Here is a 22,995-nt window from a genome sequence, read left to right on the forward strand (position 1 = left end):
ATTATTCCCGCCTCCTCTTCCTTTTCTTTCTATCCTCAATCAGTGCCCTCAGCTTCTTCTTATCTAGGGGTTTAGTAAGGATATCGTCACTTCCAGCTTCCCTTATCTTATCGGTTTCATTTTTAAGGGCATAGGCTGTAAGAGCAACCACATGGATTATATTGATCTCCCCTGACTTCTTGAGCTCGGCAAGGACCTCAAATCCGTTCATTACAGGCATCTGTATATCCAGCAGGAAAAGATCGTATTTTTTACCGCTCCTGAATAACTCCAGAGCTTCTTTACCATTATCAGCAAAATCTATATTTACCTGGGATTTCTTTAACATCATCTCAAGAACCAGCTGATTATCCCTTACATCTTCAGCAACCAGGATATTAAACTCGGAATCCTTATTTTTTCCTTCATGCTCTACTTCAACTATTGATCCATTAGATACGACTGGGCTCTCCTCCATAATACTATCCAGTGTCTCGTAGTCTGGGGTACTCTCCCTTGCCTCCTCTGTAGATGGGAGGGTGAGGTGGAAGGAGAAGGTGGTTCCCTCTCCAGGAGTACTTTTAACCTCTATATCCCCCTTCATAAGCTTACACAGTGCCTTGGTGATAGATAGTCCCAGCCCCGTTCCCTTGTGGTTGAGGTCCACCTGCTCAAAGGAGTTGAAGATCTTTTCCTGGTACTCCTTTTCGATTCCTCTTCCTGTATCCTCTACCTCACCCTTTAGAGTTCTATAGTTGTATTCTATCCTCACGTGGATATGACCGCTGTCTGTGAACTTAAAGGCATTTGAGATAAGGTTTATGAGGATCTGTCTTATCCTCCCCTCATCTCCCACTAGATATTGAGGAAGTTCCCCTACTCTTATGATCTGGAAATCCAGATCTTTTTCATTGGCCTTTAACCTGAATAGGTCCTCTACACTCTTTAGGAGATTTCTTACATTAAAGGGAGTGGTCGCTAGCTCTAATTTTTTTGCATCCATCTTGGAAAAGTCCAGGATGCTGTTTATAATTCCCAGTAGATGATCACCCGCTCCCACAACAGAGGAGAGCCTTTCCCTTTTAAAGTTGTCCCTTTCATCCTCCAAAAGCAGCTCCGTATACCCCATAATTGAGTTTAAGGGGGTTCTCAGCTCATGGGTCATGTTAGCCAGAAATATATCCTTTAAGCTGTTCAGTCTCTCAGCCTCAAACTTGTTCTTCTCAAGGGTCTCCGAACTCTCCCTTATCTTGGAGGACATCTTATTAAATACCCTGATGAGCTCATTTACCTCCTTGTCCCTACCTGTTTCTACCTTGTAGGTATAATCCCCCTCAGATACCTTGGCAAGGCCATCCTTCATAATGAGAAGGGGGGAAAGGATGTGAAACTTTATAAGGGTGACATTGAGAAGGAAGAGCAGAAGCAGAAAGAAGGAGCTTATAAGGAGAAGTACAAACTTCATATACTGGTGAAACTCCATCTCATCCTCTAAGTCATACCTCATATAGAGGATGTGTCTGTTTTTTGCTATCTCACTTCTTATAAGGTACTTCCCCTTTATAGGAATGGCCAGTTCATAGAAGTGGTTACTGTAGTTTCTGTTTCTTACTATAATCCTTCCCCGCTTTATAATGGGCTCTATAAATCTTTTTTCAGTTGTTTCACCTACTTCTAGGGGAAGAGTGGAGTACTTAATAGCGCACTCACTGTCGTAGATCCTCAGTAGATCTACCTGGGTAGTTGAGATAAGCCTTTCAAAGAGCCTCTCTATTCCCTGGGCATCTTCTGCGTCCACTAGGGGGGTAAGTGCCCAGTCGAGAGTAGATGAAAGAGCGGCAACCCTGTCCTCTACCCTCTTTTCAAAAAGCCCCTCAACAAAGGTTGTTATTGCCATATAGACAAAAAAACCTATAGCCATAGTATAGAGAAGCATCTTAAAGGGGATCTTGTAGAGAGCTGAAGTTTCCCCCTTCACTGTATTATCTCCCCACTGTATAGTTCCTTAATATCTGCCTTTAACTCCATATCCTCCAGCTCCTTTTTAATGATATTTTCAATCTCCCTCTCTCCTAGCATAGACATATTATCACTATGGAAATAATACATCTTTCTGTAGAGTCCCGCATACTCACTCTTGTGGTGGCCCAGATCCTCCAAGATGCTGTGGAACTTCTCAGGCTCCTGCAGCTTAATAGCCAGAGCAGCATACCACGCATCTACAATACTCTTTAGTTCTCTCTTTCTTTTAAAGCTTTCCTCGCTGGCAATGAGGACCTCCTTTATCTTCTTAAGACCCCGGGAGTTTCTGTAGATCTCCCCCCTCTCCATTAGTCTATCGGTGTACTCATCATAGTAGTAGATAGCGTCCACTTCTCCATTTAGAAATGCACTGTGTCCCTCCTCCTCTGGGAGGAAGAAAATTTCAAGCTTATCTAGGGAGATTCCCTCCTCTCTTATGAAGCTGACCAGCTCCAGGTACTCATTGGCACTTACCTCCACTGCAATTTTGCTTCCCTCCAGAGTACTAAGTCCCTGCCTCACGAGGAGGCCCTTTCTCTTAAGGGTGTGGCTGGTAAGAAGAAATATCTTCCCCCTATCTCCCTTACCGTAGAAGTAGAGGGAGTCGAAGAGGGTAGAGTAGACAACATCCAGTCTTCCCAGATAGAAGGCCTCTACACTGTCCCCCTTGCTCTCAAACTCTATTATCTTAAACTTGTCATCTAAGTACCCCAGTTCCTTGGCTACTATAAATAACATTGCATTTTCATGGTCGTCTATACCAATGGTAACTGGTTCCCTATAGATAATGCACCCTGTAAGGATTCCAGTTAACAGAAGGGTGACCAATACTCCTCTTCCTCCCATCACTCCCTCACCTCGAGGGCCTGATCCTGCTTACACAGGATACTGGCAATGCTCTTTAAATAACGGAGGGAATCCCTCACTATATCCACATGGGAACCATCCCTGTCGATGCACCTCACAGGAAGCTGCATGGCTCTAAATTTAAGTTTCTTGCAGATATAGAGCATCTCCAGATCTATAGCCAGCTCCCTCTCTACACTCAGGTGGGGAAGGATATACCTGGCAGCTTCCCCCCTCATCCCCTTAAGTCCCGTCTGGGCATCGTATATTCCCTTTGGCAGGAGGGGTTTTGTAAGGGTTCTCTTAATAAAGCTCAGGAGCCTCCTTACAGGAGGCCTGTTCTCAGCTGTAAGGTCCTTGGTCCCTGCCACCAGATCATAGTAACCCTCCCTGAGGATATTTACTATCTTGGCAATATCCTCCACATAGAAGGAGTCATCTCCGTCAACTATGACAATAATGTTGCTGTGAACGCTCTTTAATCCCTCTATATAGGTTCCCGCCTTCCTGGTATTTTTCTCCAGTTCCCTTACCTCCAAGAATCCAAAGTCACTGATATAGGAGCTGCTTTCACTGAGTTTTTTTACGAGTTTTTCAGCAAGCTCTCCAGTACTGTCAGCACTTCCATCGTTGATGAAGTAGATCTTGGAGTTTCTATAACTCTCCTCCAGAAAGAGGTTCAATTTTTCAGCAAAATTTAAAACGTGTTCAAATCTCTCCTCCTCGTTGTAGAGGGGGACTATGATGGAAAGTTTAAATACTTCGCTGGCATACTCGGGATTTATAAGGGTATTTAAGAGCTCTACGATCTTATCCCCATTGTCTGCTGTAACAGAGTGTATCCTTATCTGGCCAGTCCCCTCTATTCTGGAGATGTCACCAGAGGTGAAGATCTGGTTATAGTCTGTAAGTATTAGGATGGGAAGGCCTTGATACCTTCTCCTATACTCAGTGGCCAGTTCTATGGCCCTCTCCTTGGATAGGGTATCGATTATCAGTGTCTGTCCCTCCTGGGTATCCACTGCTTCCTCTATACTATATTCCTTAAAAGAGAAAAAACCCAGGATTTCACTGTAGTTAATATTACGTTTTTTACTTGTTGCCACAACTATCTGATCCATCTTTTTCCTCCCTTCTGAACTTTTCTTTCTGAGATCTCCTATGGAGAAGAACTCTGTATCCTCCGTAGGTGAGAAGGCTCACTATGAGAAGAAGAATTCCCAGGTAGTAAACTTTTCTTAGTAGGATACTAACCTCTCCTCTGCCGCTCTCCTCGGTTATAAAGTAGGCTCCTACCCCGTTCATAACCTTATCTACCCTCTCTCCCCCGATGGTTTCCCTCCAGAGGGGGTTGGGAGACTCGCCGTAGGAGATCATCACCCTCTTATTCAGAGGATTTACAACCTGAAACTCCCTCTTCATAGAATCTATCCTTCTATAGGAGACCTCTACTCCTGTATCTGCTGGAAAAAAGTAGCTTTCCTCTTGGTCTATCTTCTTCTCTCTCAGAGTGATGTTGTCTAGGAGGATCAGCTGATCATAGGGAAGGATATTCAGGTTTTTCATCTGAAACAGTCCCTCCTCCTCCTTGTCACCCCTGCACCATATCTGCAGCTGCATGAAAGAGGCCCCTTCTGGAGGTGAAAGGATCTGTTCATAGGAGTTCCATCTACCTTTAAACTCCTCCTCTACCTCGTAGATATACTGAACATCCACTACATCCCTCTTCTCATCTAAAAATAGAACCTTCCCATGCCTCTTGTCCACTGTTTCTGATCTGGCATCATAGCTTATGAGATACTCCTTTATAGGTTCTATAGGCATCATCTTAGAGGCATATACATACCAGTCGCAGGAGCAGGTAGGGTCATATCTTATATTGAGGATCTTCTGGAGCTTATCTCCATTGGAATCATCTGGCACCCCTATGATCTCATCCTCCATCATAGCCTCATCTATAAATTCACACTCGCTGCAGTCCTCCTGGAAGATATCCTCGAAAAATTCAGGCTCCATGATCTCAGCTGGATCAAATTTATGCATATCCTCCAAAGTGGTCATAGAGGGCGCCTTGGAGTTAAAGCTGATCTCAAGTTCATACTCTCCCACCTTTAGCTCTCTAATATTCCTTCTTCTCCTGGAGTAGTGGTTCAGTGTATCTGGGAGCTTTAGATACCTTCTGGGAAAGTTCTCATAGAGGTAATCGGGAATGACGACGCTCTCCACACTTTCTTCCTCATCTTTTTCCTCTGCAATAGAAGTTTCACTAGCTTCAGGGGTAAATATCTCCCTCTTTACTATTTTCTTTTCTGAATCTCTCAGGGTAACTGTGAGGGTCCCATCATGCTCTGGAACAGCCTCCATTCCCAGAAGGATCTCGTAGTCTGTATCCTTTAAAATCTCCACTCTCTTGGAGAGTCTTCCCTCCTGGCTTCTGATCCCCCTTCCTCCGCTGAGAAGAGGATAGCGTCTCTCAGACTGGATATTCCCCTCGTAATCAAAAGCATCCTCAGCTTCCAAGCTCATAAAGAGAGTAGAGTCCTTTATGAGCCTCCTTACTGGAAACTCCACCCTTCGCTTCTCTCCCTCTGGAATGAAAACCAGGGCGTTTATTGCATTAAACCCCTTTCTGTTGTAGATAGTTAACTTATCGCTATCAAGGGTAGTGCTCCCCAGATCTATCCACTGAAGCCTATTGAGATCTTTACTGTATGTATCTACATCTATGAGCTCATCTCCGTTTTCCAGCTGTATCTCGCCACCAGCTTTGGATATAAGGGTTCTTATATATAGACTTCCCCTCTCCCCCTCCCTTCCAGGGAGTTCTAAGTGGAAGTAGTTTTCCCCCTTATACTCCTCTAAATCCTTGATATAGAGATCGTGGATCCACCAGTAGTTTTTCTGTTTATTGTTTTGAAAGGAGAGGAGATCCAGCCTCATATACTCAGATTTAGGGGGAGAGATATACTCTCCGTAGAAGTTCATCTCATCAAAAAAGAATTCATCCTTAGGGGCTACCACATAGCTGACCCCTATCTCATTGAGATCCCTATCGAAAAACCTCACCTTCACGTGAAGCTTATTTGTTCCCCTACCAGAGATAAGGAGATTAAACTGGTAGGGATTATTTTCCTTGGCCTTTATCAGTCCCGATTTAGCTACCTGCCATATTGATTTAGGATCCCCCTTTATGATCTCCCCCCTCAGTACAGGTATCTTATTTGTAGCTTTTTTAGGGTTTGCCTGAACGGAAAAGAGGTGGGGGTTGTCAGCTTTAAAGAACTTATTTGTTCTCAGGAAGCTGTCAAAATCAGCGATTATCCTTCCCCTAAGATCCTTAAACTTATAGGGGGGAACATCCAGCCTGCTTGTGGAAAAGGTAGCTGCCATCCCTCTCTCCATATCAAAATCAAAGGGGAAGTTATCGATCCCCTGGGAGTTCAGGTACCAGGTCCAGTCACTGTTTTTTATGAGGACCTTTCCCCAGTTCATAAATACATTGGCTCCCTCTATAGCTTCAAAGGGAAATGCATAGTACTCCTCAGGGAGGGTGGATAGGAGGAGATCGTTAAAGGTCTCAGTTTCCACGTAGTCATCACGGGTTCCCTCAAAGACCATCTCACCGTCAATCCTCTGGTTGGTAAATATTACCGGTATATCCCTGATCTCCATCCTGTCTGTGCTCAGGTAGGTTTCAAGCTTGGAGAATCCATAGGGAGTGTAGATCTTATTTCCATAGGCCTCCATATAACCTCTGGGATCCTTCAGTTTATATAGATGATAGATATCATTCTCATAGTGCTTCTCCATCTCTCCCTGCTCCGAGAGGAGCTTAAGGTTGAAGTCTTGCCTTCTTTCCTTTCCCAGATACTCATCGTGGTATGCTACTTCATCCACTGGAAAGGCCTTTAAAAGTTTCCCCATATTTCTGGAGAGGCCCCTGTCCATGAGATGCTGTATATAGTTAAGAAAGTAGGTTATACCCACGATATTCCCCTCGTGGTGAAATATTGTATTCTTTCTACTGCTATAGATATGAATATCTCCAGTAGCCTTCACAAACCCCTCCAGGTTGGGATTTTTATTCCATTTAGGGGTAGCCACCCCAGTATGGGGCTGTATCATATTGTCTGCCACTGGCAGGAAGAGTACCCTGCTAAACTCTCCCCCGTCGTAGAACTTATCCTGTACCTCCTTCATCTCTTGGGGGATCTCTACCGGAGAGTAGAACCCGTCGATAAATTGGAGCTTAAAGGGCTCGATATAGTACCAGAGGGAGAAGAGAGTAGTAAGAATAATTATCCCCTTGGTGAGGTAGCTCCTGTATGAATCCCTGAAACGTATGAGTACCTGCTCTACCCCGAAGGTCAGAAGCAGGGAAAACCCCACTGCCAAAAGGCCCACCAGCTTATTGGGGTCTCTGAAGATAGACCCTATTACTGGTGTCTTGGTCACGAATAAAACAAAGATGGGAGCCAGGGTCTCCACCTTGGTACCTGTAGATGCCACAATAAATATGACCGATAACACAGTAAAGAAAAGTATTATGTGGTATCTATAGGATCTGAATATCATGGCGTGAAGAATAAATAACAGCAGTATCCCTCCACCTATATAGAAGGAGAGGGGAAGCTTGGTCATATCAAACATAGGCCACCAGTAGCTGTCCAAGTAGAGGATATTGGTAAAGGTGCTGTTTCTGCTAAAGAGTGACATTGTATCCACGGTGTTGATATTGTGCTGAGATGCCTGAGATCTTGTAAGGATGCTGAGGACATAGTTACCCAGCCAGTAGAAGGAGGTAAGGGAGAAGAAGAGGATAAGTATCCCCAACTTCATCGCCATATTCTTTACAAAACCTCCAAGCTTGCTCAGGTCTGGCAGGAGCCTTATGCCATTTTTAATAAGAATAAGACCTCCAATTACAGAAAAGTATATAGCCCCATAGAAGAAGTAGTGGATAGCCCCTGCACTGATGCTGTAGAGTAGAGCGAAGACAGCCATCTCCCTGATATTCTTCCTGTAGGGAACTACTCTTGATATATCATAGTTATCTATTACCTGGGCCTGAAACTTAGGGTCAAATATATCAAAAAAGAGCCTTAAAAGGAGGGGAAATAAGCTGTATCCACAGAGGAGGTAGATATGCTGTATCCTGAAGATTACCCATGGATTGAGAGCATAGTAGAGGGAACCTGTAACAAGGGCAAAGACCTTGTAGAAGTCAAACTCCTTGTGAAAGTAGAGGCTGACCACCCTTTTACTGAATAGGTACATACTTCCGGCAGATATTGTAATAAGCCCCAGAATAAAACTCTTTATTAAAAACGGGCCGCTTCCCCCAAAGACCATCGACAGGAGCCAGAAGGGGAGGATATAGAGTAACCTCGGAATATTCAGAAGGGTAGAGGTAGACCACCTTTCATTCCATAGTCCAAAGATCTCTGTGAGATACCGGTTCGACTCATATCCAAAGGCAATATCACTAAATACTATATGACCCTTAGAAAATATAGGCTCAAAAGTCCAAAGGATAAATGAGAGCATAAAAATTCCAGAAAAAAGGTCGTATCTATATGTATATATCAGTTCATTTATTTTTTTAGTATATCTCTTCATAGAACCACCTCACCTGTTATAGCTTATCCTTTATCTTTTCCTTCAACTCCTCATGGGAGCTAACCCTCTCTATAATCCTCTCATCTTCTCTGACCCTTTCTATAAAGTGCTTATTCTGATGGAGGATCCTGCCCTTGATGGTATCCAGGTTCTTGGTAAACTCATCCAGTTTATTCAGAGACCCCTCTATCTCTTCCAGATCATCGAAGATGTCGATGAGTTCCCTCTTTAAAAACTTATACCTTTTATCCCCCTCCCTCTCCACACTTATCCTTGCAGCTCCAGTAGAGTAAGATTCTGCAGAGAGTTTTATAAAAACAACAACGGTAAGGGTACCAGCCATGGCAATTATCCATAGGAGGGATATCTTTGTTTTATATCTTGTGAGGGGGGCCTTATAGACCGCCTCATCCTCGTAGACCTGGAGGTAGACAGATGTCTCATCCAGTTCAATAAATGAATAGGAGTAGAGTTCTCCCTTGAAGGAGTCTATTCCTACCCTTCCATCCAGCATCTTCTTGCTTACATCATTTATTACATACTCAGTACTCTCTAGTTCCCTGTTGGATGCCACAACATAGAATTCATCATTTAAGATATCAGCTTTAAAGGTTGACCTGGCTAATATCCTGTTCAGGTATGAATTATTCAGCTTAAAGTAGAGGTAGTACTCCCCTCCCCCTGGCTGAAAAAACTTGTAGTAGATATGCTGGTAGGTAGTGTCATTGTCTATGGTAAGCTTATTTATATAGAGAGGATCCTGAAACCTGAGGGATTTTATCTCCTTTTTAATGGGAAGCCACTCTCTTTCTACCGACTGATAGAGAATCCTGTACTCTCCATTGAGTAGAGCTACCTCATCTACACCCATCTCCCTGTATCTGGAGATACTTTTATCTATAAAGTCGGTACTCCCCTCGGCAGCATAGGATCTTACTCCCTCTGCCATCTCCCTCTCTATCCTCCTGTAGTACTCCTCGGTAGCCAGTATCCTTTCATCCCTAGACCTGTTGAGCTTTGTAATGAAGTTTTCCACCAGCATGGAGTCTATAGATCTTATGGAGACCATTGTAAAAACAAGGAGCAACAGCAGGGATGTACCAAATATTCCGCTGATAAGCCTTATCATGAGCTTCCTTCTCAGGGTATCCATATTTTTTTCATAGTCTGCTTCTATCTCATTGCAAGGAGTCTTTTCTCTCCTAAATAATTTATACTTCTTTAAAATTTTCATCTAAACCACCTTAAAAGTATGCCTTAACCCCTGCAGTCACCCTCACTATATTTTCCTCGGGAAGTCTGTTTTCTACAGGGATATTTGTACTGAGCCTGTAGAGCTCATAGGAGTTCTTCAGGATAAACATGATATCCTCTGTAATGTACTTCTCATACTTCCAGTAGAATATATAGGAGGTCTCATCCATATACTGATCCTCAGTATCTGTTTCCCATTCACCGTGTCTGTAAGCAGTTTCCTGACCTAGATAGAAATCACCCCAGACCCTGTACTCCACATATACCTTGGGAGCAAAGATCCAGGCTGAGTATGTATCTGCCTTCTTATATCCAAAGAGCTCCTGATTATCAAATATAATTCCAATCTCATCCTCAAAATCATATCCTCCTCCAGAGAACCCCAGAAGCCATCTGTTGCTTCTATACTCCAATCTCGGAGTCATCTTGAAGATATGCTGCCAGAAGCTGAGGTACTCAAACTTTTCATTTTCAAAGGCCATGTAGTTAAAGTAGGTAAACTCCTCTCCTACACTTCCCTTGGTTATGAATTGGGGAGTGAGCACATACTTATAGTATCTGTCCTCCTCCTTTCCCTCTACTTCAAATTTTTTATTGTAGTATTTTCTGTTCTCCATATATCCCTCAAAGACAAATCTATTGCTTTCTGTGACCTGGGTCTGATAGATTATCTTAGGGGTTATAGTTACAGAGACAGCGGTATTGTCATATACATTACTGTCCTTGGTATCTGCTATAACTACCTGATCATCCCTTACAATGGGAATGGGATCGGTAACCTCCTCCTTACCAACTACCACGTCATTCCAGAATCCCACTGTGAATCCGTGATCCAGTTTCTTAAAAAGGTCTCCGTAGAACTTTACACCAAAGTCCTCCTCATCCTTGTTCTTTCCAGATTTTCTTGGGTAGTCTCCCTCTATAACATAACGGGAGAAGTAGTCGTTGTAGTTTTCATAGAAGTTATCGTAATCAAGGGATCCCTTCATTCCCAGGATAATCCCCTTATCTCCCCAGCCATTGTACTGGTATCTACCACCAAAGCTGGTATATCCTATATTGTTGGCCATACTGTGGTGTTCGCCCTTTACATCATACTTAAATACTCCCTCAAAATCTGCAGGATAGTTTATAAAATTATAGTAACCCTTTCCAAGGGTAAGGGTAGTGGCATCTATACTTCCACTATCTATATCCTTTATATCACTGTGCTGATACTCTATCCCAGTAAAGTGTTCCCCGTTAAATACTTGTGTAGCTCCCATGATCGAGGTCCCGCCCAGGATCATTAGTGCAGCAATCAATCTCCCCCTCATCTATCTCACCTCTTTATTTTAAGTACATACTTCAAGTTGAGGTCCAAGCAGTCCTCCCCAGCATCTTTTCTCTCAATTATTTCATAGTCTGTATCAAGGGTCTTTAAAAGTAGCTCCAGGATTTCCATGGAAACCACATCTGTATCGCAGTCACAATAGAACTTAAACTTTAGGTATTTAGAGTAATCGATAGCTTTCTTTATTATCTCCCTTCCCTCACTATCTACCTTCCATGGTTTTGGTATATACTTATACACATCCCCCTCATTTATTGCCATTAGAAGGCTCCCAGTATTCAGGGATCCAGAAAGAGCAATCCTTACCACATTGGGGTTGCTCTTCCTGAGAGATTTAAAGAGTTCGATACCGTTTTTAGGCATATTCATATCACTGACCACTACATCTATATCCCTCTCCTTGATATACTCCTCCACTCCATCTGTGGTATCTAAAAAGTGTTTCTCATACTCCTCATCCTTCAGCCTGATCTTCAGAAGCTCTAAAAAATCCCTCTGATCATCTATAAAAAGTACCCTACCCCCAGCCATTAAAACTCCTCCTCTACATACTCTATCTCCATCTCATCCATATGCCTGCTCAGGTTTTCTGCATCATCTCTGGCATCGGTGTACCTTTTTTCCTGCAGATCCTCGTCTACCTTGGACGCTATCTCACCTGCTCTTTCAAAACCATAGCTCCCCAGTACGCCCTTTAGGGCATGGGAAAGATCCTTAGCTTCCGAGTACCTCCTCTGAAACATATAGTTTCTCAGGCGGAGGATCTCCTCCCGGCGATTTTTGAGCATAGAGGGGATAATCTCCTGTAGGTCAACGGATATCCTTACAACCATAGTATCACTTCCCTTCATTTACCTTTTTTAGTAGAGCTTTAATATCCTGAGCCTCCTCCTTTCTGCACACCAGAAGGACATCATCGGTTTCGACGATAACGGTATCCTTCATCCCAAGGGTGGCAATTACCTTCTTACTTCCCTCATTTATAATGATATTGTCTCTGGAGTTGTGCTCCACCACCTGTTCTCCTTGGTGGATCCTCACTACCGAGCCATTTTCGCTGTGGGTAAAGATATCGTCAAAGGCTGTGAAGTTTCCAATATCATTCCACCCGATGTCAGCTGGTAGCACCACCACATCCCTGGCTCCCTCCATCACACCGTAATCAATGGAGATCTTTTCAAACTCATCAAAGGCCCTGGACAGGGAATCTTCATCCATCTCCCCCTTCAAAAGTTCCTCGATGTTTTTAAGGGTACTCCAGTGCCCTGGCATGAGCTCTTCTATATGGGATAGGATGGTTCTATCCGACCACATAAACATTCCGCTGTTCCAGTAGTAGTTTCCCTTAGCCAGATAATCCTTTGCTACCTCCAGTACTGGCTTCTCCTTGAAGGAGGACACCCTGAAGGCTTCCCCTATCCTCTCTCCCTCAGCCTCTACATAACCGTAGGCTGTTTCCGGCTTATCTGGTTTTATCCCAAATATTGCTATCCTTCCAGGTTTCTCTATGAGTTCTTCTCCCCTTCTTATTATCTCCAGGAAGGTGTTTCTGTCGTTTATGAGGTGATCCGATGGAAGGACTATAAAGTTACACTCTCCTAGGAGGCTTCTTATATAGATACTGGCATATCCAATGCATGCAGCTGTGTCCTTGAACTTTGGCTCCACTATAATATTTCTCTCTGGAAGAAAGGGTAGTTCTCCTCTTATATCCTCAGCCTGCTTTATATTTGTAGCTATGAAGATTCTTTCTGCAGGAATTATAGGAAGGATCCTATCCACAGTTTCCCTTATCATAGTCTTATCTGAAAATAACTTTAGAAGTTGCTTTGGGTGCTCCTCATTGGAAAGGGGCCAGAACCTCTGTCCGCTTCCACCAGCCATAATAATCGCTACTAACATATTTTCCTCCTCTATAAGTAAAATCACACTTAGATTTGTTTCTTATTAACCTTATATGATAATAAACTTTTGTTCCTTCAAATTCAAAAGTGTACTTTTGATTGAATTTTTATCCTTAATTAATATAGTGAATAAAACAAAGACAATATTCAGTCTGATTTTTAGTTGTGAGAAGAAAAGTCAGCTTATATGGTGAACTTCGTTTCAGAAAAAGAGGGATAGAGTTTGATATCTCAGGGGGATGAATAGTTGATTTTCAGAGGTTTATAGGTTAGAGTTAATTAATGGAGGTGAGATTATGCATTACTTTATTTCTGGATGTGATGATAAGGGGATAGAAAAGATTAAAAAGGTAGAGAAGGAGAATGATCTTCTTCTTATAGCTTACAGGGAGTCGGACTATGAGTATAAGGAGCTGTCTCAGGAGGAGCTTAAAAAGATAGCTCAGCTAGAGGAGGAACTTGGTGTAAGAATAATAGCTCTTAAGAAAAGTTAATCTTTATGTATGAAAAAGATGCTGACAATTAACAGCATCTTTTTTATTTTCACGGAAAGTATAGGATTCTTATAGAAGTTTTATTTCATTATATAAAGGAAGGGACTCCATCTCTTAGCATGATCCAAAAGACAAATTAAAGAAAGTCTAGGGATTTATAATTGCTACCTTGAGTAACTTTACCTTTCGTTGCTAGATACTTAGAAGAGCTGAAGGAGTATAAGGAAAGGAAGTAGATTTTTAATGTGAAGCTAAAGAACTATGAATTCCACCTTAATATAAGAGTAAATTAGAAAAAGCAAGGTGACGTTGCAACCTGATAATCATTTGGGAGGCTGTCACTTCATTTGTTTTCTATAAATTCTATACTTTCCTTAACAATAAAAAGGGAGGTGATTCCACCTCCCTTAACTTCTATACTAACTTCTTTAATTCATCTGCTACAAATTCAACTGTAGGTCCTACAATTATCTGTACAGAGGTCTTTCCTGGTTTAAGTACTCCAGAAGCTACCCTCTTGATACCTGCGTCATCCACCAGTGAGTTATCCTTTACCTCTAGTCTAAGTCTAGTTGCGCAGTTATCCACATTTACGATGTTGTCTCTTCCTCCGATATATGCAAGGATAAGTCCAGCTTTTTCAGAGTGTGAAGATACCTTTCTCTCCTCAGCCTCCTCCTCTGTAGCTTCCTCTCTTCCAGGAGTCTTAAGGTCAAACTTCTCAATGATGAATACGAATGAGAAGTAGTAGATCGCTGCAAAGACAAGTCCCTGAACAACCAGCATATATGGCATATTAGCCAGTGGCATTCTCGATGAAAGAACAAGGTCAACAAGACCTGCTGAGAATCCGAATCCTGCAATCCAATGCATACTAGAAGCGATGAATAGTGAGATACCAGTCAGGATAGCGTGTACCAGGTATAGTCCAGGAGCCACAAACATAAATGCAAACTCCATTGGCTCAGTTACCCCTGTAAAGAATGTTGCAAATCCAGCTGCCAGCATGATTGATTTTATCTTGTTCTTGTTTTCAGGCTTAGCTGTCTTAACAAATGCTGCTGCCGCTCCCACAAGACCAAACATCATGATAGGGAAGAACCCAGCCATATACATACCAGTAACTCCTCTGGTACCATTGGATGCCCAGAAGTTACCAAGGTCATTGATACCAGCTACATCAAACCAGAATACTGAGTTCAGTGCATGGTGAAGTCCCACTGGAATAAGAAGTCTGTTTAGGAAACCATATAGAGCTGCTCCCATAGATCCCAGTCCGATGAATGAAGTACCAAATGCCACAAGACCATTGAATAGAATAGGCCATACAATCATAAGGGCAAAGGATACAACTATCATAGTTGCTGCTGTAACAATAGGTACAAGTCTTCTACCAGAGAAGAATGAAAGTGCCTTGTGAAGCTCCACGTCTTTAAACCTGTTGTATAGTGCTGAAGTAATAACACCAACCAGGATACCTACAAACTGGTTACCATTGTTGATCTTTCCAAAGGCTGCAGGAACCTCAGATGCATCGATTCCCTTTAGCATTGCCACTGTGCCAGGGTTAAGAAGAGTTGTAACGACTAAGAATCCTACCAGACCTGCAAGAGCTGCTGCTCCATTCTTATCCTTGGACATTCCATAAGCCACACCAACTGCAAACAATATTCCCATGCTATCTATAATAGAGGCACCGGCCTTAATTAAAAATCCTGCTAACTGGCTGTTTGCCCCCCATCCTGCCGGGTCGATCCAGTAACCAATACCCATTAATATAGCTGCTGCTGGTAGAACTGCTACAGGTACCATCAGTGCCTTTCCTATCTTTTGTAAGTAACTAAACATAAACTTTCCTCCCTTTTCAAAATAAAAGTTCTCTAATTTGTTATTAATATTGTACTAGAAATTTTCAAAAAATCAATAGTTTTCGTAAAAAAAAATCATTTTTAATATTCAGAAATGAAATTTTATTTCTTTAAACAGGATAAAAGTACACTTTTCAAACAAAGTTTGTGAACTAAAGTTACAAACAAAACACCATATTCCATTGCTTTGGAGGGAGGCAAGGCTGAAGGTCTCTAGTCGGTAAATTTACTTCATGGTAAATTACCCTTATATACTTTAAAAAATTTAAGTTAGAAGAAGATAGCTTCAAAAAGAGGATGACTATAGAAAAGAACACTATAAAATATGTAAATATTTCAGGTGAAAAGAATATCATTATAAGCTAGCTATAGTTTTACAGAAAATTGCAATAGTTGAATGTCGGAAGTTTCACCGATCTTTCATTTTATGTATTTTTTTTTCCTATTCAGAATAAAAAATGAAATTTTAATTCAATTTTTATTGATTTTGATGGAGTTTTATGTTATCTTTATATTAAGAAAACAAGATTATAAAAGGGGTTGAATGGATAATGAGAGTGATAATTACAGATAACTGCATAGGTCACTGGGCTGCAGTATATGTAGCGGAAAAACTGATTGAAGCTAAACCAACTAAGGAAAAACCATTTGTGCTGGGACTTCCAACTGGAAGCACGCCACTGCCGATGTACAGAAAGCTAATTGAGTTTTATAAAGCTGGTATTATCTCCTTTGAAAATGTTATTACCTTTAATATGGATGAGTATGTGGGACTTGAACCTACCCACGAGCAGAGCTACCACTACTTTATGTATGAGAACTTCTTTAACCACATAGATATAAAAAGGGAAAACATAAATATCCTGGACGGTATGGCTTCAGATTACAGAGCCGAGTGTAAGAGGTTTGAAGATAAGATCAAGAAGGTAGGGGGAATAGATCTCTTCCTTGGTGGAATAGGTCCAGATGGACACATCGCCTTCAATGAACCTGGATCATCCCTTTCATCTAGAACAAGGGATAAGGAGCTTACTACAGATACAATCCTTGCAAACTCGAGATTCTTTGGAGGAGATACAGAAAAGGTTCCAAAGCTGGCCCTTACTGTAGGAGTGGGAACTATCCTCGATGCCAAGGAAGTTCTTATAATGGTAAATGGACATCATAAGGCAAGAGCTATGTACCATGCTGTAGAGGGTGGAGTAAATCACATGTGGACAGTTTCAGCTCTTCAGCTTCATCCTAAGGGGATCATCGTTTCAGATGAGGAAGCATGTGGAGAACTGAAGGTATCTACCTACAGGTACTTCAAGGATATAGAGGCTCCCAACCTGGATATAAAAAAATTAGAGGAAGACCTTTATAGAAGATAGGAGGAGAACCATGTTTGCGATAGTTAATGGTAGAGTTTTCGATGGGGAAAACTTTTTAGATAGAAAGGCTGTTCTCATAGAGGGAAGTAAGATTGTGGATATTGTAGAGGAGGACCACCTGGCTTCAGATGTAGAGAGGATGGATGCAGAGGGCAATTACATTACCCCTGGGTTTATAGATCTTCAGCTGAACGGGTGTGGAGGAGTTCTTTTCAATGATGATATCAGCAGAAAAACTTTGGAGGTCATGAATGAGACCAACATCAGATATGGGTGTACCTCATTCCTTCCTACCCTTATTACAAGTACAGATGAAAATATAAGAAGATCTTTAGAGGTTGTGGATGGTATGGAGGACCCTGAAGAGATTGGAGTGCTGGGCCTTCACCTTGAGGGGCCTTATATCTCAGTGGAAAAAAGAGGTGTTCACAGGGAGGACCTGGTAAGAGTACTGGACAACTCAGTGGTATCTGAGATAGCCAGATATGGGGGAGAGGTTACAAAAATTCTTACCCTGGCACCTGAAAATGCTAAACCAGAGCATATAAGGGAGCTGGCAGAAAGCGGAATAAATGTAGCACTGGGACACACCAATGCTACCTATAATCAGATAGAGGAGAAGAGGGAGTATGGAATCACCCTTGCTACCCACCTCTATAATGCAATGAGTCAAATGGGACACAGGGAACCGGGTGCTGTTGGAGCAGTATTAAATGGGGATTACCATGCAGGTATTATAGTTGACGGTCTCCATGTGGCATATCCAGCTGTGGAGATAGCTAAAAAAATTATGGGTGAGAGGCTATATCTGGTTACCGATGCAGTGGCACCTGCAGGAACTGATATGGAGAGCTTTATCTTTGAGGGGAAGAAGGTATTCCACAAAGACGGAAAGTGCTTCGATGAAAATGGAACCCTTGGGGGAGCAGCCCTTACTATGATAGGGGGAGTCAGAAACCTGGTTGACCATGTAAATCTTTCACTGGAGGAAGCTGTGAGGATGGCAACTATCTATCCGGCTAAAGCCATAGGTGTAGATGACAGATATGGGCTAATAAGAAAGGGATATGTCGCAGATCTTGCGATAATCGATAAAAATCTTGAGATTTCTCAGATGGTTGTAAAGGGAAGGCTTATATAAACTTTAAGATATTGATGAAGGAGTAATCATAAATACGATTACTCCTTTTTTATTCATTGAATTATTTTATAAAAAAGATAATTTTTAAGGGCGAAATACCAATAAATTGGGGAATACCTGGTCTTACTTTTAAGATCTCAACTCTTCTCTCCTTCTTTAGGCTTTCACTTGTTTGCTTTACAGAAACCATTAACTTTCATATACGATAAATTTATAGGAGCCAGGCACTTAAATTTAAAAGGATTTCCCGATAATTTCAGTAAATACTTTACAGACAAATTCGTAACAATCAGGGAGGGAATATGGCAAATTTATATAATGAACCAATGGACCTGTTAAGTGAAAAAGCTAAGGATATAACAAGAGCAATAAGCAGTATTAAGGAGGAGCTTGAGGCAGTGGACTGGTATAACCAGAGGGCTGATGTAACAAGCGATCCTACACTTCAAAAGATTTTAGAGCACAACAGAAATGAGGAAATGGAACACGCTATTATGCTTCTCGAGTGGCTGAGAAGAAATATGGATGGATGGGACAATGAGATGAAAACCTATTTCTTTACAAATACAAATATTACAGAGTTAGAGGATGCTATGGAAGTTCCAGCAGAGGAAGAGATTGTTTCTAAGGGAAGTTCATTAAATATAGGAAGTATGAAATAATAGGAGGTCTGAGATGGATGTTTTAAAGAGAGAACTGGCTCCCATATCGGTAAAGGCGTGGGAGGAGATAGATAGAAGAGCTAAAGAGGTGTTAAAGAACTACCTTTCAGCAAGAAAGTTTGTCAGGGTAAATGGTCCCATGGGACTGAACTTTACCTCTGTAACTGAGGGAAGAATCGAGGTTCATTCAGACGAACTGCTAAACTATGGAATATACTCTGTAAGACCCCTAATAGAACCAAGGGTAAGCTTTAAACTTGGAAGGTGGGAACTGGATAATATCGAGAGGGGAGCTAAAGATATAAATTTAGATGCCCTGGATGAAGCTGTAAAAAATATGGCTCAGTTTGAGGAGAAGGTTGTATTTAACGGCCTCGAGGATGCGTGCATCAAGGGGATCCTGGAATCCTCTCCAAATAAGCTGGGAGAACTTGGGGACACTGAAAGTGAGATCCTTGCAAATGTTACCAAGGGAGTTATGATCCTTGAAAGAGCCATAGCTGAAAAACCATATGTACTTATTGTAAGTGAGGAGGTATGGTGTAAGTTAAACGCCCTTGGAAAAGAGGTAGCCCTTGTGGAGAGGATCAAAAATATTGTAGGTGGAGATATAATTGTCAGCAGAAGTATTTCTGGAGCTGTACTTATTCCCTTTGACAATGAAAATATCGAACTGACAATTGGAGAGGATTTTTCCATAGGATATCAGGAGCACGGAGAAAATTATGTGAAACTATTTGTAACTGAAACCCTCACATTTAGAATACTGGATGAGACCATTATAGTAAGTTATTCATAGAAGAAAGATCCCTCTACTAATGTAGAGGGATTTCTATTTTTACACAAACATAAAAAAAGTCTTTTAACTATATTTATAGAAAGTCTCTGTCTGTATTTTATTTAATAAGACCTTTATTTCAATCTATGCTATTATTTTGATTTTAAGAACAAAATATATAATTATGAATATTTGTATGTTGCATCACCAAAATAACATTTAATTTGATTATTATATGTCCTTATAGATAGAAATTACACGGAATAATTTAAAGAAAAGAAGAAAATGATAGAGTAAAAGTTCCGTAAATTGTAGGTACCAGCTGATAATTAGCTTCCCTAATTGTGTTGAGTATAAAAAGGGCGGCTCCTATTTATCAAACTTCTCTAGACAATTAAGAGAAAAATTTCTCTTGTTTGTCTTGATTAGAGATTTTAGTCATAGGCCTTTGGGCTATTGAAAGATGAAGGTGACGACACCCAAGAAGAATTTTGCTAGCAGTACTCCCATAAGAAATGCTCTAAAACTCCATAAATTATCTACTGTAATTTTTAATTATAAAAGTTCCGGTAATAAACTATATATAATAAAGGTTATATTGATCACTGTTATAAAAATAAAAATTATCCCGAATAAAATTAGTGCATTTAGGTCAATAAAATAAGAGTTTTGTGTTTAGATGTAAAATGAGACTGAAATATTTGCGGGACTGAAAATAAACGATCTCCGAGATAATAATTACCATCTCTTTAGAGAGGAGATCCCTTGAAAAAAGAGAAGGTGAGGGTAGAATGGTAAAGCGACAGTAGTATCTCATCTGTCCTGGCCCAGATCTTCACCTCTCCAGTATGAAATTTTCAAGAATGTATTGTGATATTATTCTTTTATAACCTTGAGAGATACCCTGAATTTCATATCCCCAGGAACTTCTCCTAGCTCCTCTTTTATCTCTTTGGTTATCAAGAGTGGATCTGCTTCCACAGTTTTGAAGCGACTTTGAAGAGGATTTAATCCTCTTAGGATAGGAATTTTAGCCTGGGAATAAAGCTATGCCTCCTTCCTCTTCTGTCTGATTAAGGAAGGTGAATTGGATATTTTTTAAATGGTTTCAAATTGGAGTGGTCACTTCTAGAGAAAAATATGTCGCAGTAACTTCTAAAGATAAGTCTGGATCTTTGTGAAAATTATTTAAAATGAGCTTTTTTAATATTTTTAATATGATAAGATTAACTGCAAAAAAAATTCAAAATACTATTTTCTATATTTAAAATTGTAGGACTTTTTCAAAAGAGGGAAATATCGAGTTATTAAAGTATTTTCTACTAAAAGAGGGAAACCATTGTTGGTTTCCCTCTAAACTTATTTATTCTTCTATTTAGTCTTCAAGATTACAGATTTTTCTTTATCTATCCTTTGAACTGCCTCTCTATCCCTTGTTTTTCAATGGTTCCAGAGGTTCCAAACAAAAAGTCTTCTTATTCCAATTTTAAGGCCTCATGATTTGCGCACTGCACTTACTACACCCTACCTGAGCTCAGGGAGCTTCTCAAGAGCCCTCTTTTCAAGGATGGATTTGGCATTGATATAGATCTCAGTTACCTTAGTATCTGCATGTCCAAGGAAGTCCCTGATCTCCACAAGGTCCGCCCCGTTAAGGGAAAGTTCCGTTGCAACAGCATGACGAATATTGTGGGGACTGATATCCTTGTCTATCAGCTTTCCCATATCCTGAACGATATTGTAGAGAGCACTGTAGGAGAGTTTTTTATCTGTTCCCCCTGTACCTGCAAATACATAGGAGTCCTCCATCTCATCCTCATTCATAGAGTAGAGGTTTTCCATATACTTCCTATAGGTCTTTAACTTATCCATACAGGCATTGTGAAGGGGTTTATACTGCTCCCTTCCGCTCTTGGTTTTCTCGATCTTTACCACATACTCATTTTCTCTCTTTATTATGTTGCTATACTTCATATCCAGCAGCTCCTGGCTACGCATTCCAGTATAGAAGAGGGTATAGAGGATCATCCTGTTTCTATAGGATTTATCATCCACCACATCATACTTGTCCAGGATCTCCTGAATATCTGAAGCAGAGATCTTCAGAACATTATCAAAGTTGTGTCTTGTAGTTTTCAGGAGGGGGATAAACTTTGTGGGATTCTCGTGACCATGTTTCTCAACCTCCTTGTAGAGACTCTTCAGTGCTGAGATTATCTTGTTTACCGAGGTCTTCTTCATCTCCTTTTCCTCTACCAGGTGATAGATATAGTCCTCTACATCCTCCTTGGTAATCTCAGTCATAAGCTGGACGATCTCCTCTCCCTTTATGGGACCTCCTCCCTCATAGGTATAGTTCAAGAACTTATTCAGGTAAAACATATAATCCTTGAGGGTTTTCTCCGATTTATATATGGAAAAGAGATTTTTATGTTCCCCGCTTCTCTTTCTCTTCTTTCTTCTGGCTAGCTCAGTACTGCCTCTATTTATAATATCCATGCATTCTCCTAAAAAGTCCTGTTAATATAATTATAGAAAATAGATTAGAAGCTGTAGTCTATTACCTCTATCTTAGTATCTCTTCCCTCTATATCCTGCACACTTATCTGCCTCTGAATCTCAACACTTTCACCGGCTTTTAAGTTATTTACAGAGATGAGTTTTCTTAGGGAGTACTCCTCTCCAAATCTAAACTTTACTCCAAAGGCTGCATAAGTTAGGTCCTCCATGGATCTATTTGTTACCTTAAAGGTCATAGTCCTATATTGATTACTCTTCTTATTCATCTTCAATATCTCTATATCCACCTTATCTTCAAAGGCCTTAATCTTATCAGCTCTTTCCTTGGTGATCCAACGCCCTGTATTATAGAGAACTATCTCCTCTCCAGAGGAGTTGGTTACAACTTCCTCTCCCAATGCTGCTACTCCTAAAGAAAACAAACAAAATAACCCGATAGCTATCCTCCTCATAATATCAGCTCCTTTAAATTATGTCGGCCAGATCTACCTCCCTTACCTCACCAGGTTTCATATCTCCCAGGTGGAGTTCTCCAAACTGGACCCTCTTAAGGTATTCCACCTTATTGTCCACAGCCACCATCATCTTTTTTACCTGGTGGAAACGCCCCTCGCTTATAGTAAGAAGTATTTCTGTATTATTTATTATCTGAACTTTTGAGGGTTTCGTTACGTAACCTCCTATATCTACTCCCCTCTCTAGTAGTTTTACTTTGTCATCCTGAATTTCCTCTAAAAGTTTTACATAATATGTCTTATCCACATGCCTCTTTGGGGAAAGCATCTCATGGGAAGCCTTTCCGTCATTAGTAAAGATGAGAAGCCCCTCTGTGTCCTTGTCCAGTCTTCCCACTGGAAAGAGCTTCTTTGTATTTACCCAATCTGGCAGGAGTTCCATTACGGTTTTATCCCTCCTGTCCTCTAAAGCTGTCACATATCCAGCAAGCTTATAGAGAGCATAGTACCTGTTGCTCTTAAAGGAGAGGTTCTCACCATTGTAGATAACCTCATCGCTCTCCTCATCTATATGTTCCTTGGGAGTTTTAGCTACTTTGCCATTTACAGTGATCTCTCCCTTTTTAATTATATCCTTTACCTGGCTACGAGTTCCCACTCCACACTCAGTTAAAAATTTGTCTAATCTCATTATATCTCCTTTTGTCGCATAATAATAAATACGGAAATTTATTTATAAAATAAAGA

The 22,995-nt window shown here is 41.0% G+C and carries 18 protein-coding genes; 5 read left to right on the forward strand and 13 right to left on the reverse strand.

Features of this window, described 5'->3' with window-relative positions; genetic code table 11:
* Position 1: 1 nt before the first annotated feature.
* From QMG11_RS01775 to QMG11_RS01815, 9 genes are read right to left on the reverse strand one after another with little or no spacing between them, the layout of a single operon-like run.
* Positions 2-1,957: an ATP-binding protein gene (locus QMG11_RS01775; protein WP_281832917.1), complete on the reverse strand. Its 1,956-nt coding sequence runs from the start codon at positions 1,955-1,957 to the stop codon at positions 2-4.
* Complete coding sequence (locus QMG11_RS01780) at positions 1,954-2,847, reverse strand: ABC transporter substrate-binding protein (RefSeq protein WP_281832919.1); 894 nt, start codon at positions 2,845-2,847, stop codon at positions 1,954-1,956. Before QMG11_RS01780 ends, QMG11_RS01775 begins: the two co-directional genes overlap by 4 nt.
* Positions 2,847-3,968 (reverse strand): glycosyltransferase, encoded by a 1,122-nt coding sequence (locus tag QMG11_RS01785; protein WP_281832921.1) that lies wholly within the window; start codon positions 3,966-3,968, stop codon positions 2,847-2,849. The genes QMG11_RS01780 and QMG11_RS01785 overlap by 1 nt, the downstream gene beginning before the upstream one ends.
* A complete protein-coding gene (locus QMG11_RS01790) occupies positions 3,940-8,466 on the reverse strand; it encodes a hypothetical protein (protein ID WP_281832922.1) in 4,527 nt (1,508 codons plus the stop codon). Before QMG11_RS01790 ends, QMG11_RS01785 begins: the two co-directional genes overlap by 29 nt.
* A 16-nt stretch (positions 8,467-8,482) precedes the next feature.
* A complete protein-coding gene (locus QMG11_RS01795; RefSeq protein WP_281832924.1) occupies positions 8,483-9,700 on the reverse strand; it encodes a hypothetical protein in 1,218 nt (405 codons plus the stop codon).
* A 10-nt stretch (positions 9,701-9,710) separates the two neighbouring features.
* Positions 9,711-11,036 (reverse strand): hypothetical protein, encoded by a 1,326-nt coding sequence (locus tag QMG11_RS01800; protein WP_281832926.1) that lies wholly within the window; start codon positions 11,034-11,036, stop codon positions 9,711-9,713.
* A gap of 5 nt (positions 11,037-11,041) precedes the next feature.
* Positions 11,042-11,584 (reverse strand): response regulator, encoded by a 543-nt coding sequence (locus QMG11_RS01805; protein ID WP_281832928.1) that lies wholly within the window; start codon positions 11,582-11,584, stop codon positions 11,042-11,044.
* Positions 11,584-11,886 carry an Hpt domain-containing protein gene (locus QMG11_RS01810; protein WP_281832930.1) on the reverse strand — a complete coding sequence of 101 codons (303 nt, stop codon included), beginning with the start codon at positions 11,884-11,886 and terminating at the stop codon, positions 11,584-11,586. Before QMG11_RS01810 ends, QMG11_RS01805 begins: the two co-directional genes overlap by 1 nt.
* 4 nt (positions 11,887-11,890) lie before the next feature.
* Positions 11,891-12,955, reverse strand: coding sequence for a mannose-1-phosphate guanylyltransferase (locus QMG11_RS01815; protein ID WP_281832932.1), 1,065 nt, complete (start codon positions 12,953-12,955; stop codon positions 11,891-11,893).
* 298 nt (positions 12,956-13,253) lie between these two features.
* On the opposite strand from QMG11_RS01815, the gene QMG11_RS01820 reads away from it, so the two are divergent.
* Complete coding sequence (locus QMG11_RS01820; RefSeq protein WP_281832934.1) at positions 13,254-13,451, forward strand: hypothetical protein; 198 nt, start codon at positions 13,254-13,256, stop codon at positions 13,449-13,451.
* Positions 13,452-13,865: 414 nt separating this feature from the next.
* Here QMG11_RS01820 and nagE read toward each other — a convergent pair whose 3' ends face one another.
* Positions 13,866-15,299, reverse strand: a complete 1,434-nt coding sequence (nagE, locus tag QMG11_RS01825; protein ID WP_281832936.1) for an N-acetylglucosamine-specific PTS transporter subunit IIBC — start codon at positions 15,297-15,299, stop codon at positions 13,866-13,868.
* Positions 15,300-15,870: 571 nt separating this feature from the next.
* Between nagE and nagB the strand changes: the two genes are divergently transcribed.
* The 4 genes from nagB to QMG11_RS01845 all read left to right on the forward strand — a co-directional run bounded on the left by nagB (position 15,871) and on the right by QMG11_RS01845 (position 19,294).
* Positions 15,871-16,692, forward strand: a complete 822-nt coding sequence (gene nagB, locus QMG11_RS01830) for a glucosamine-6-phosphate deaminase (protein WP_281832937.1) — start codon at positions 15,871-15,873, stop codon at positions 16,690-16,692.
* A gap of 10 nt (positions 16,693-16,702) precedes the next feature.
* A complete protein-coding gene (nagA, locus tag QMG11_RS01835) occupies positions 16,703-17,833 on the forward strand; it encodes an N-acetylglucosamine-6-phosphate deacetylase (RefSeq protein WP_281832939.1) in 1,131 nt (376 codons plus the stop codon).
* A 302-nt stretch (positions 17,834-18,135) separates the two neighbouring features.
* Positions 18,136-18,495 carry an encapsulin-associated ferritin-like protein gene (locus QMG11_RS01840; RefSeq protein ID WP_281832940.1) on the forward strand — a complete coding sequence of 120 codons (360 nt, stop codon included), beginning with the start codon at positions 18,136-18,138 and terminating at the stop codon, positions 18,493-18,495.
* 13 nt (positions 18,496-18,508) lie between these two features.
* Complete coding sequence (locus tag QMG11_RS01845) at positions 18,509-19,294, forward strand: family 1 encapsulin nanocompartment shell protein (RefSeq protein WP_281832941.1); 786 nt, start codon at positions 18,509-18,511, stop codon at positions 19,292-19,294.
* Positions 19,295-20,797: 1,503 nt separating this feature from the next.
* Here QMG11_RS01845 and QMG11_RS01850 read toward each other — a convergent pair.
* The 3 genes from QMG11_RS01850 to QMG11_RS01860 are packed head-to-tail and all read right to left on the reverse strand — an operon-like array spanning position 20,798 to position 22,939.
* On the reverse strand, positions 20,798-21,772 hold the full coding sequence (locus QMG11_RS01850) for a tyrosine-type recombinase/integrase (protein WP_281832942.1): 975 nt from the start codon (positions 21,770-21,772) through the stop codon (positions 20,798-20,800).
* Positions 21,773-21,816: 44 nt separating this feature from the next.
* Complete coding sequence (locus tag QMG11_RS01855) at positions 21,817-22,245, reverse strand: hypothetical protein (RefSeq protein WP_281832943.1); 429 nt, start codon at positions 22,243-22,245, stop codon at positions 21,817-21,819.
* Between the two features lie 13 nt (positions 22,246-22,258).
* Positions 22,259-22,939 (reverse strand): pseudouridine synthase, encoded by a 681-nt coding sequence (locus QMG11_RS01860; protein ID WP_281832945.1) that lies wholly within the window; start codon positions 22,937-22,939, stop codon positions 22,259-22,261.
* Between the last annotated feature and the right edge of the window lie 56 nt (positions 22,940-22,995).

Source organism: Propionigenium maris DSM 9537, from assembly GCF_027925155.1.
GTDB lineage: Bacteria > Fusobacteriota > Fusobacteriia > Fusobacteriales > Fusobacteriaceae > Propionigenium > Propionigenium maris.

What these genes read in the sequence shown, in the direction of transcription:
- QMG11_RS01840 (WP_281832940.1), top strand. Translation starts at nt 18,136, where the DNA reads ATGGCAAATTTATATAATGAACCAATGGACCTGTTAAGTGAAAAAGCT.
- QMG11_RS01855 (WP_281832943.1), bottom strand. Translation starts at nt 22,245, where the DNA reads ATGAGGAGGATAGCTATCGGGTTATTTTGTTTGTTTTCTTTAGGAGTA.
- QMG11_RS01795 (WP_281832924.1), bottom strand. Translation starts at nt 9,700, where the DNA reads ATGAAAATTTTAAAGAAGTATAAATTATTTAGGAGAGAAAAGACTCCT.
- QMG11_RS01845 (WP_281832941.1), top strand. Translation starts at nt 18,509, where the DNA reads ATGGATGTTTTAAAGAGAGAACTGGCTCCCATATCGGTAAAGGCGTGG.
- nagA (WP_281832939.1), top strand. Translation starts at nt 16,703, where the DNA reads ATGTTTGCGATAGTTAATGGTAGAGTTTTCGATGGGGAAAACTTTTTA.
- nagB (WP_281832937.1), top strand. Translation starts at nt 15,871, where the DNA reads ATGAGAGTGATAATTACAGATAACTGCATAGGTCACTGGGCTGCAGTA.
- QMG11_RS01785 (WP_281832921.1), bottom strand. Translation starts at nt 3,968, where the DNA reads ATGGATCAGATAGTTGTGGCAACAAGTAAAAAACGTAATATTAACTAC.
- QMG11_RS01860 (WP_281832945.1), bottom strand. Translation starts at nt 22,939, where the DNA reads ATGAGATTAGACAAATTTTTAACTGAGTGTGGAGTGGGAACTCGTAGC.
- QMG11_RS01780 (WP_281832919.1), bottom strand. Translation starts at nt 2,847, where the DNA reads ATGGGAGGAAGAGGAGTATTGGTCACCCTTCTGTTAACTGGAATCCTT.
- QMG11_RS01790 (WP_281832922.1), bottom strand. Translation starts at nt 8,466, where the DNA reads ATGAAGAGATATACTAAAAAAATAAATGAACTGATATATACATATAGA.
- QMG11_RS01850 (WP_281832942.1), bottom strand. Translation starts at nt 21,772, where the DNA reads ATGGATATTATAAATAGAGGCAGTACTGAGCTAGCCAGAAGAAAGAAG.
- QMG11_RS01805 (WP_281832928.1), bottom strand. Translation starts at nt 11,584, where the DNA reads ATGGCTGGGGGTAGGGTACTTTTTATAGATGATCAGAGGGATTTTTTA.
- QMG11_RS01810 (WP_281832930.1), bottom strand. Translation starts at nt 11,886, where the DNA reads ATGGTTGTAAGGATATCCGTTGACCTACAGGAGATTATCCCCTCTATG.
- nagE (WP_281832936.1), bottom strand. Translation starts at nt 15,299, where the DNA reads ATGTTTAGTTACTTACAAAAGATAGGAAAGGCACTGATGGTACCTGTA.
- QMG11_RS01800 (WP_281832926.1), bottom strand. Translation starts at nt 11,036, where the DNA reads ATGAGGGGGAGATTGATTGCTGCACTAATGATCCTGGGCGGGACCTCG.
- QMG11_RS01820 (WP_281832934.1), top strand. Translation starts at nt 13,254, where the DNA reads ATGCATTACTTTATTTCTGGATGTGATGATAAGGGGATAGAAAAGATT.
- QMG11_RS01815 (WP_281832932.1), bottom strand. Translation starts at nt 12,955, where the DNA reads ATGTTAGTAGCGATTATTATGGCTGGTGGAAGCGGACAGAGGTTCTGG.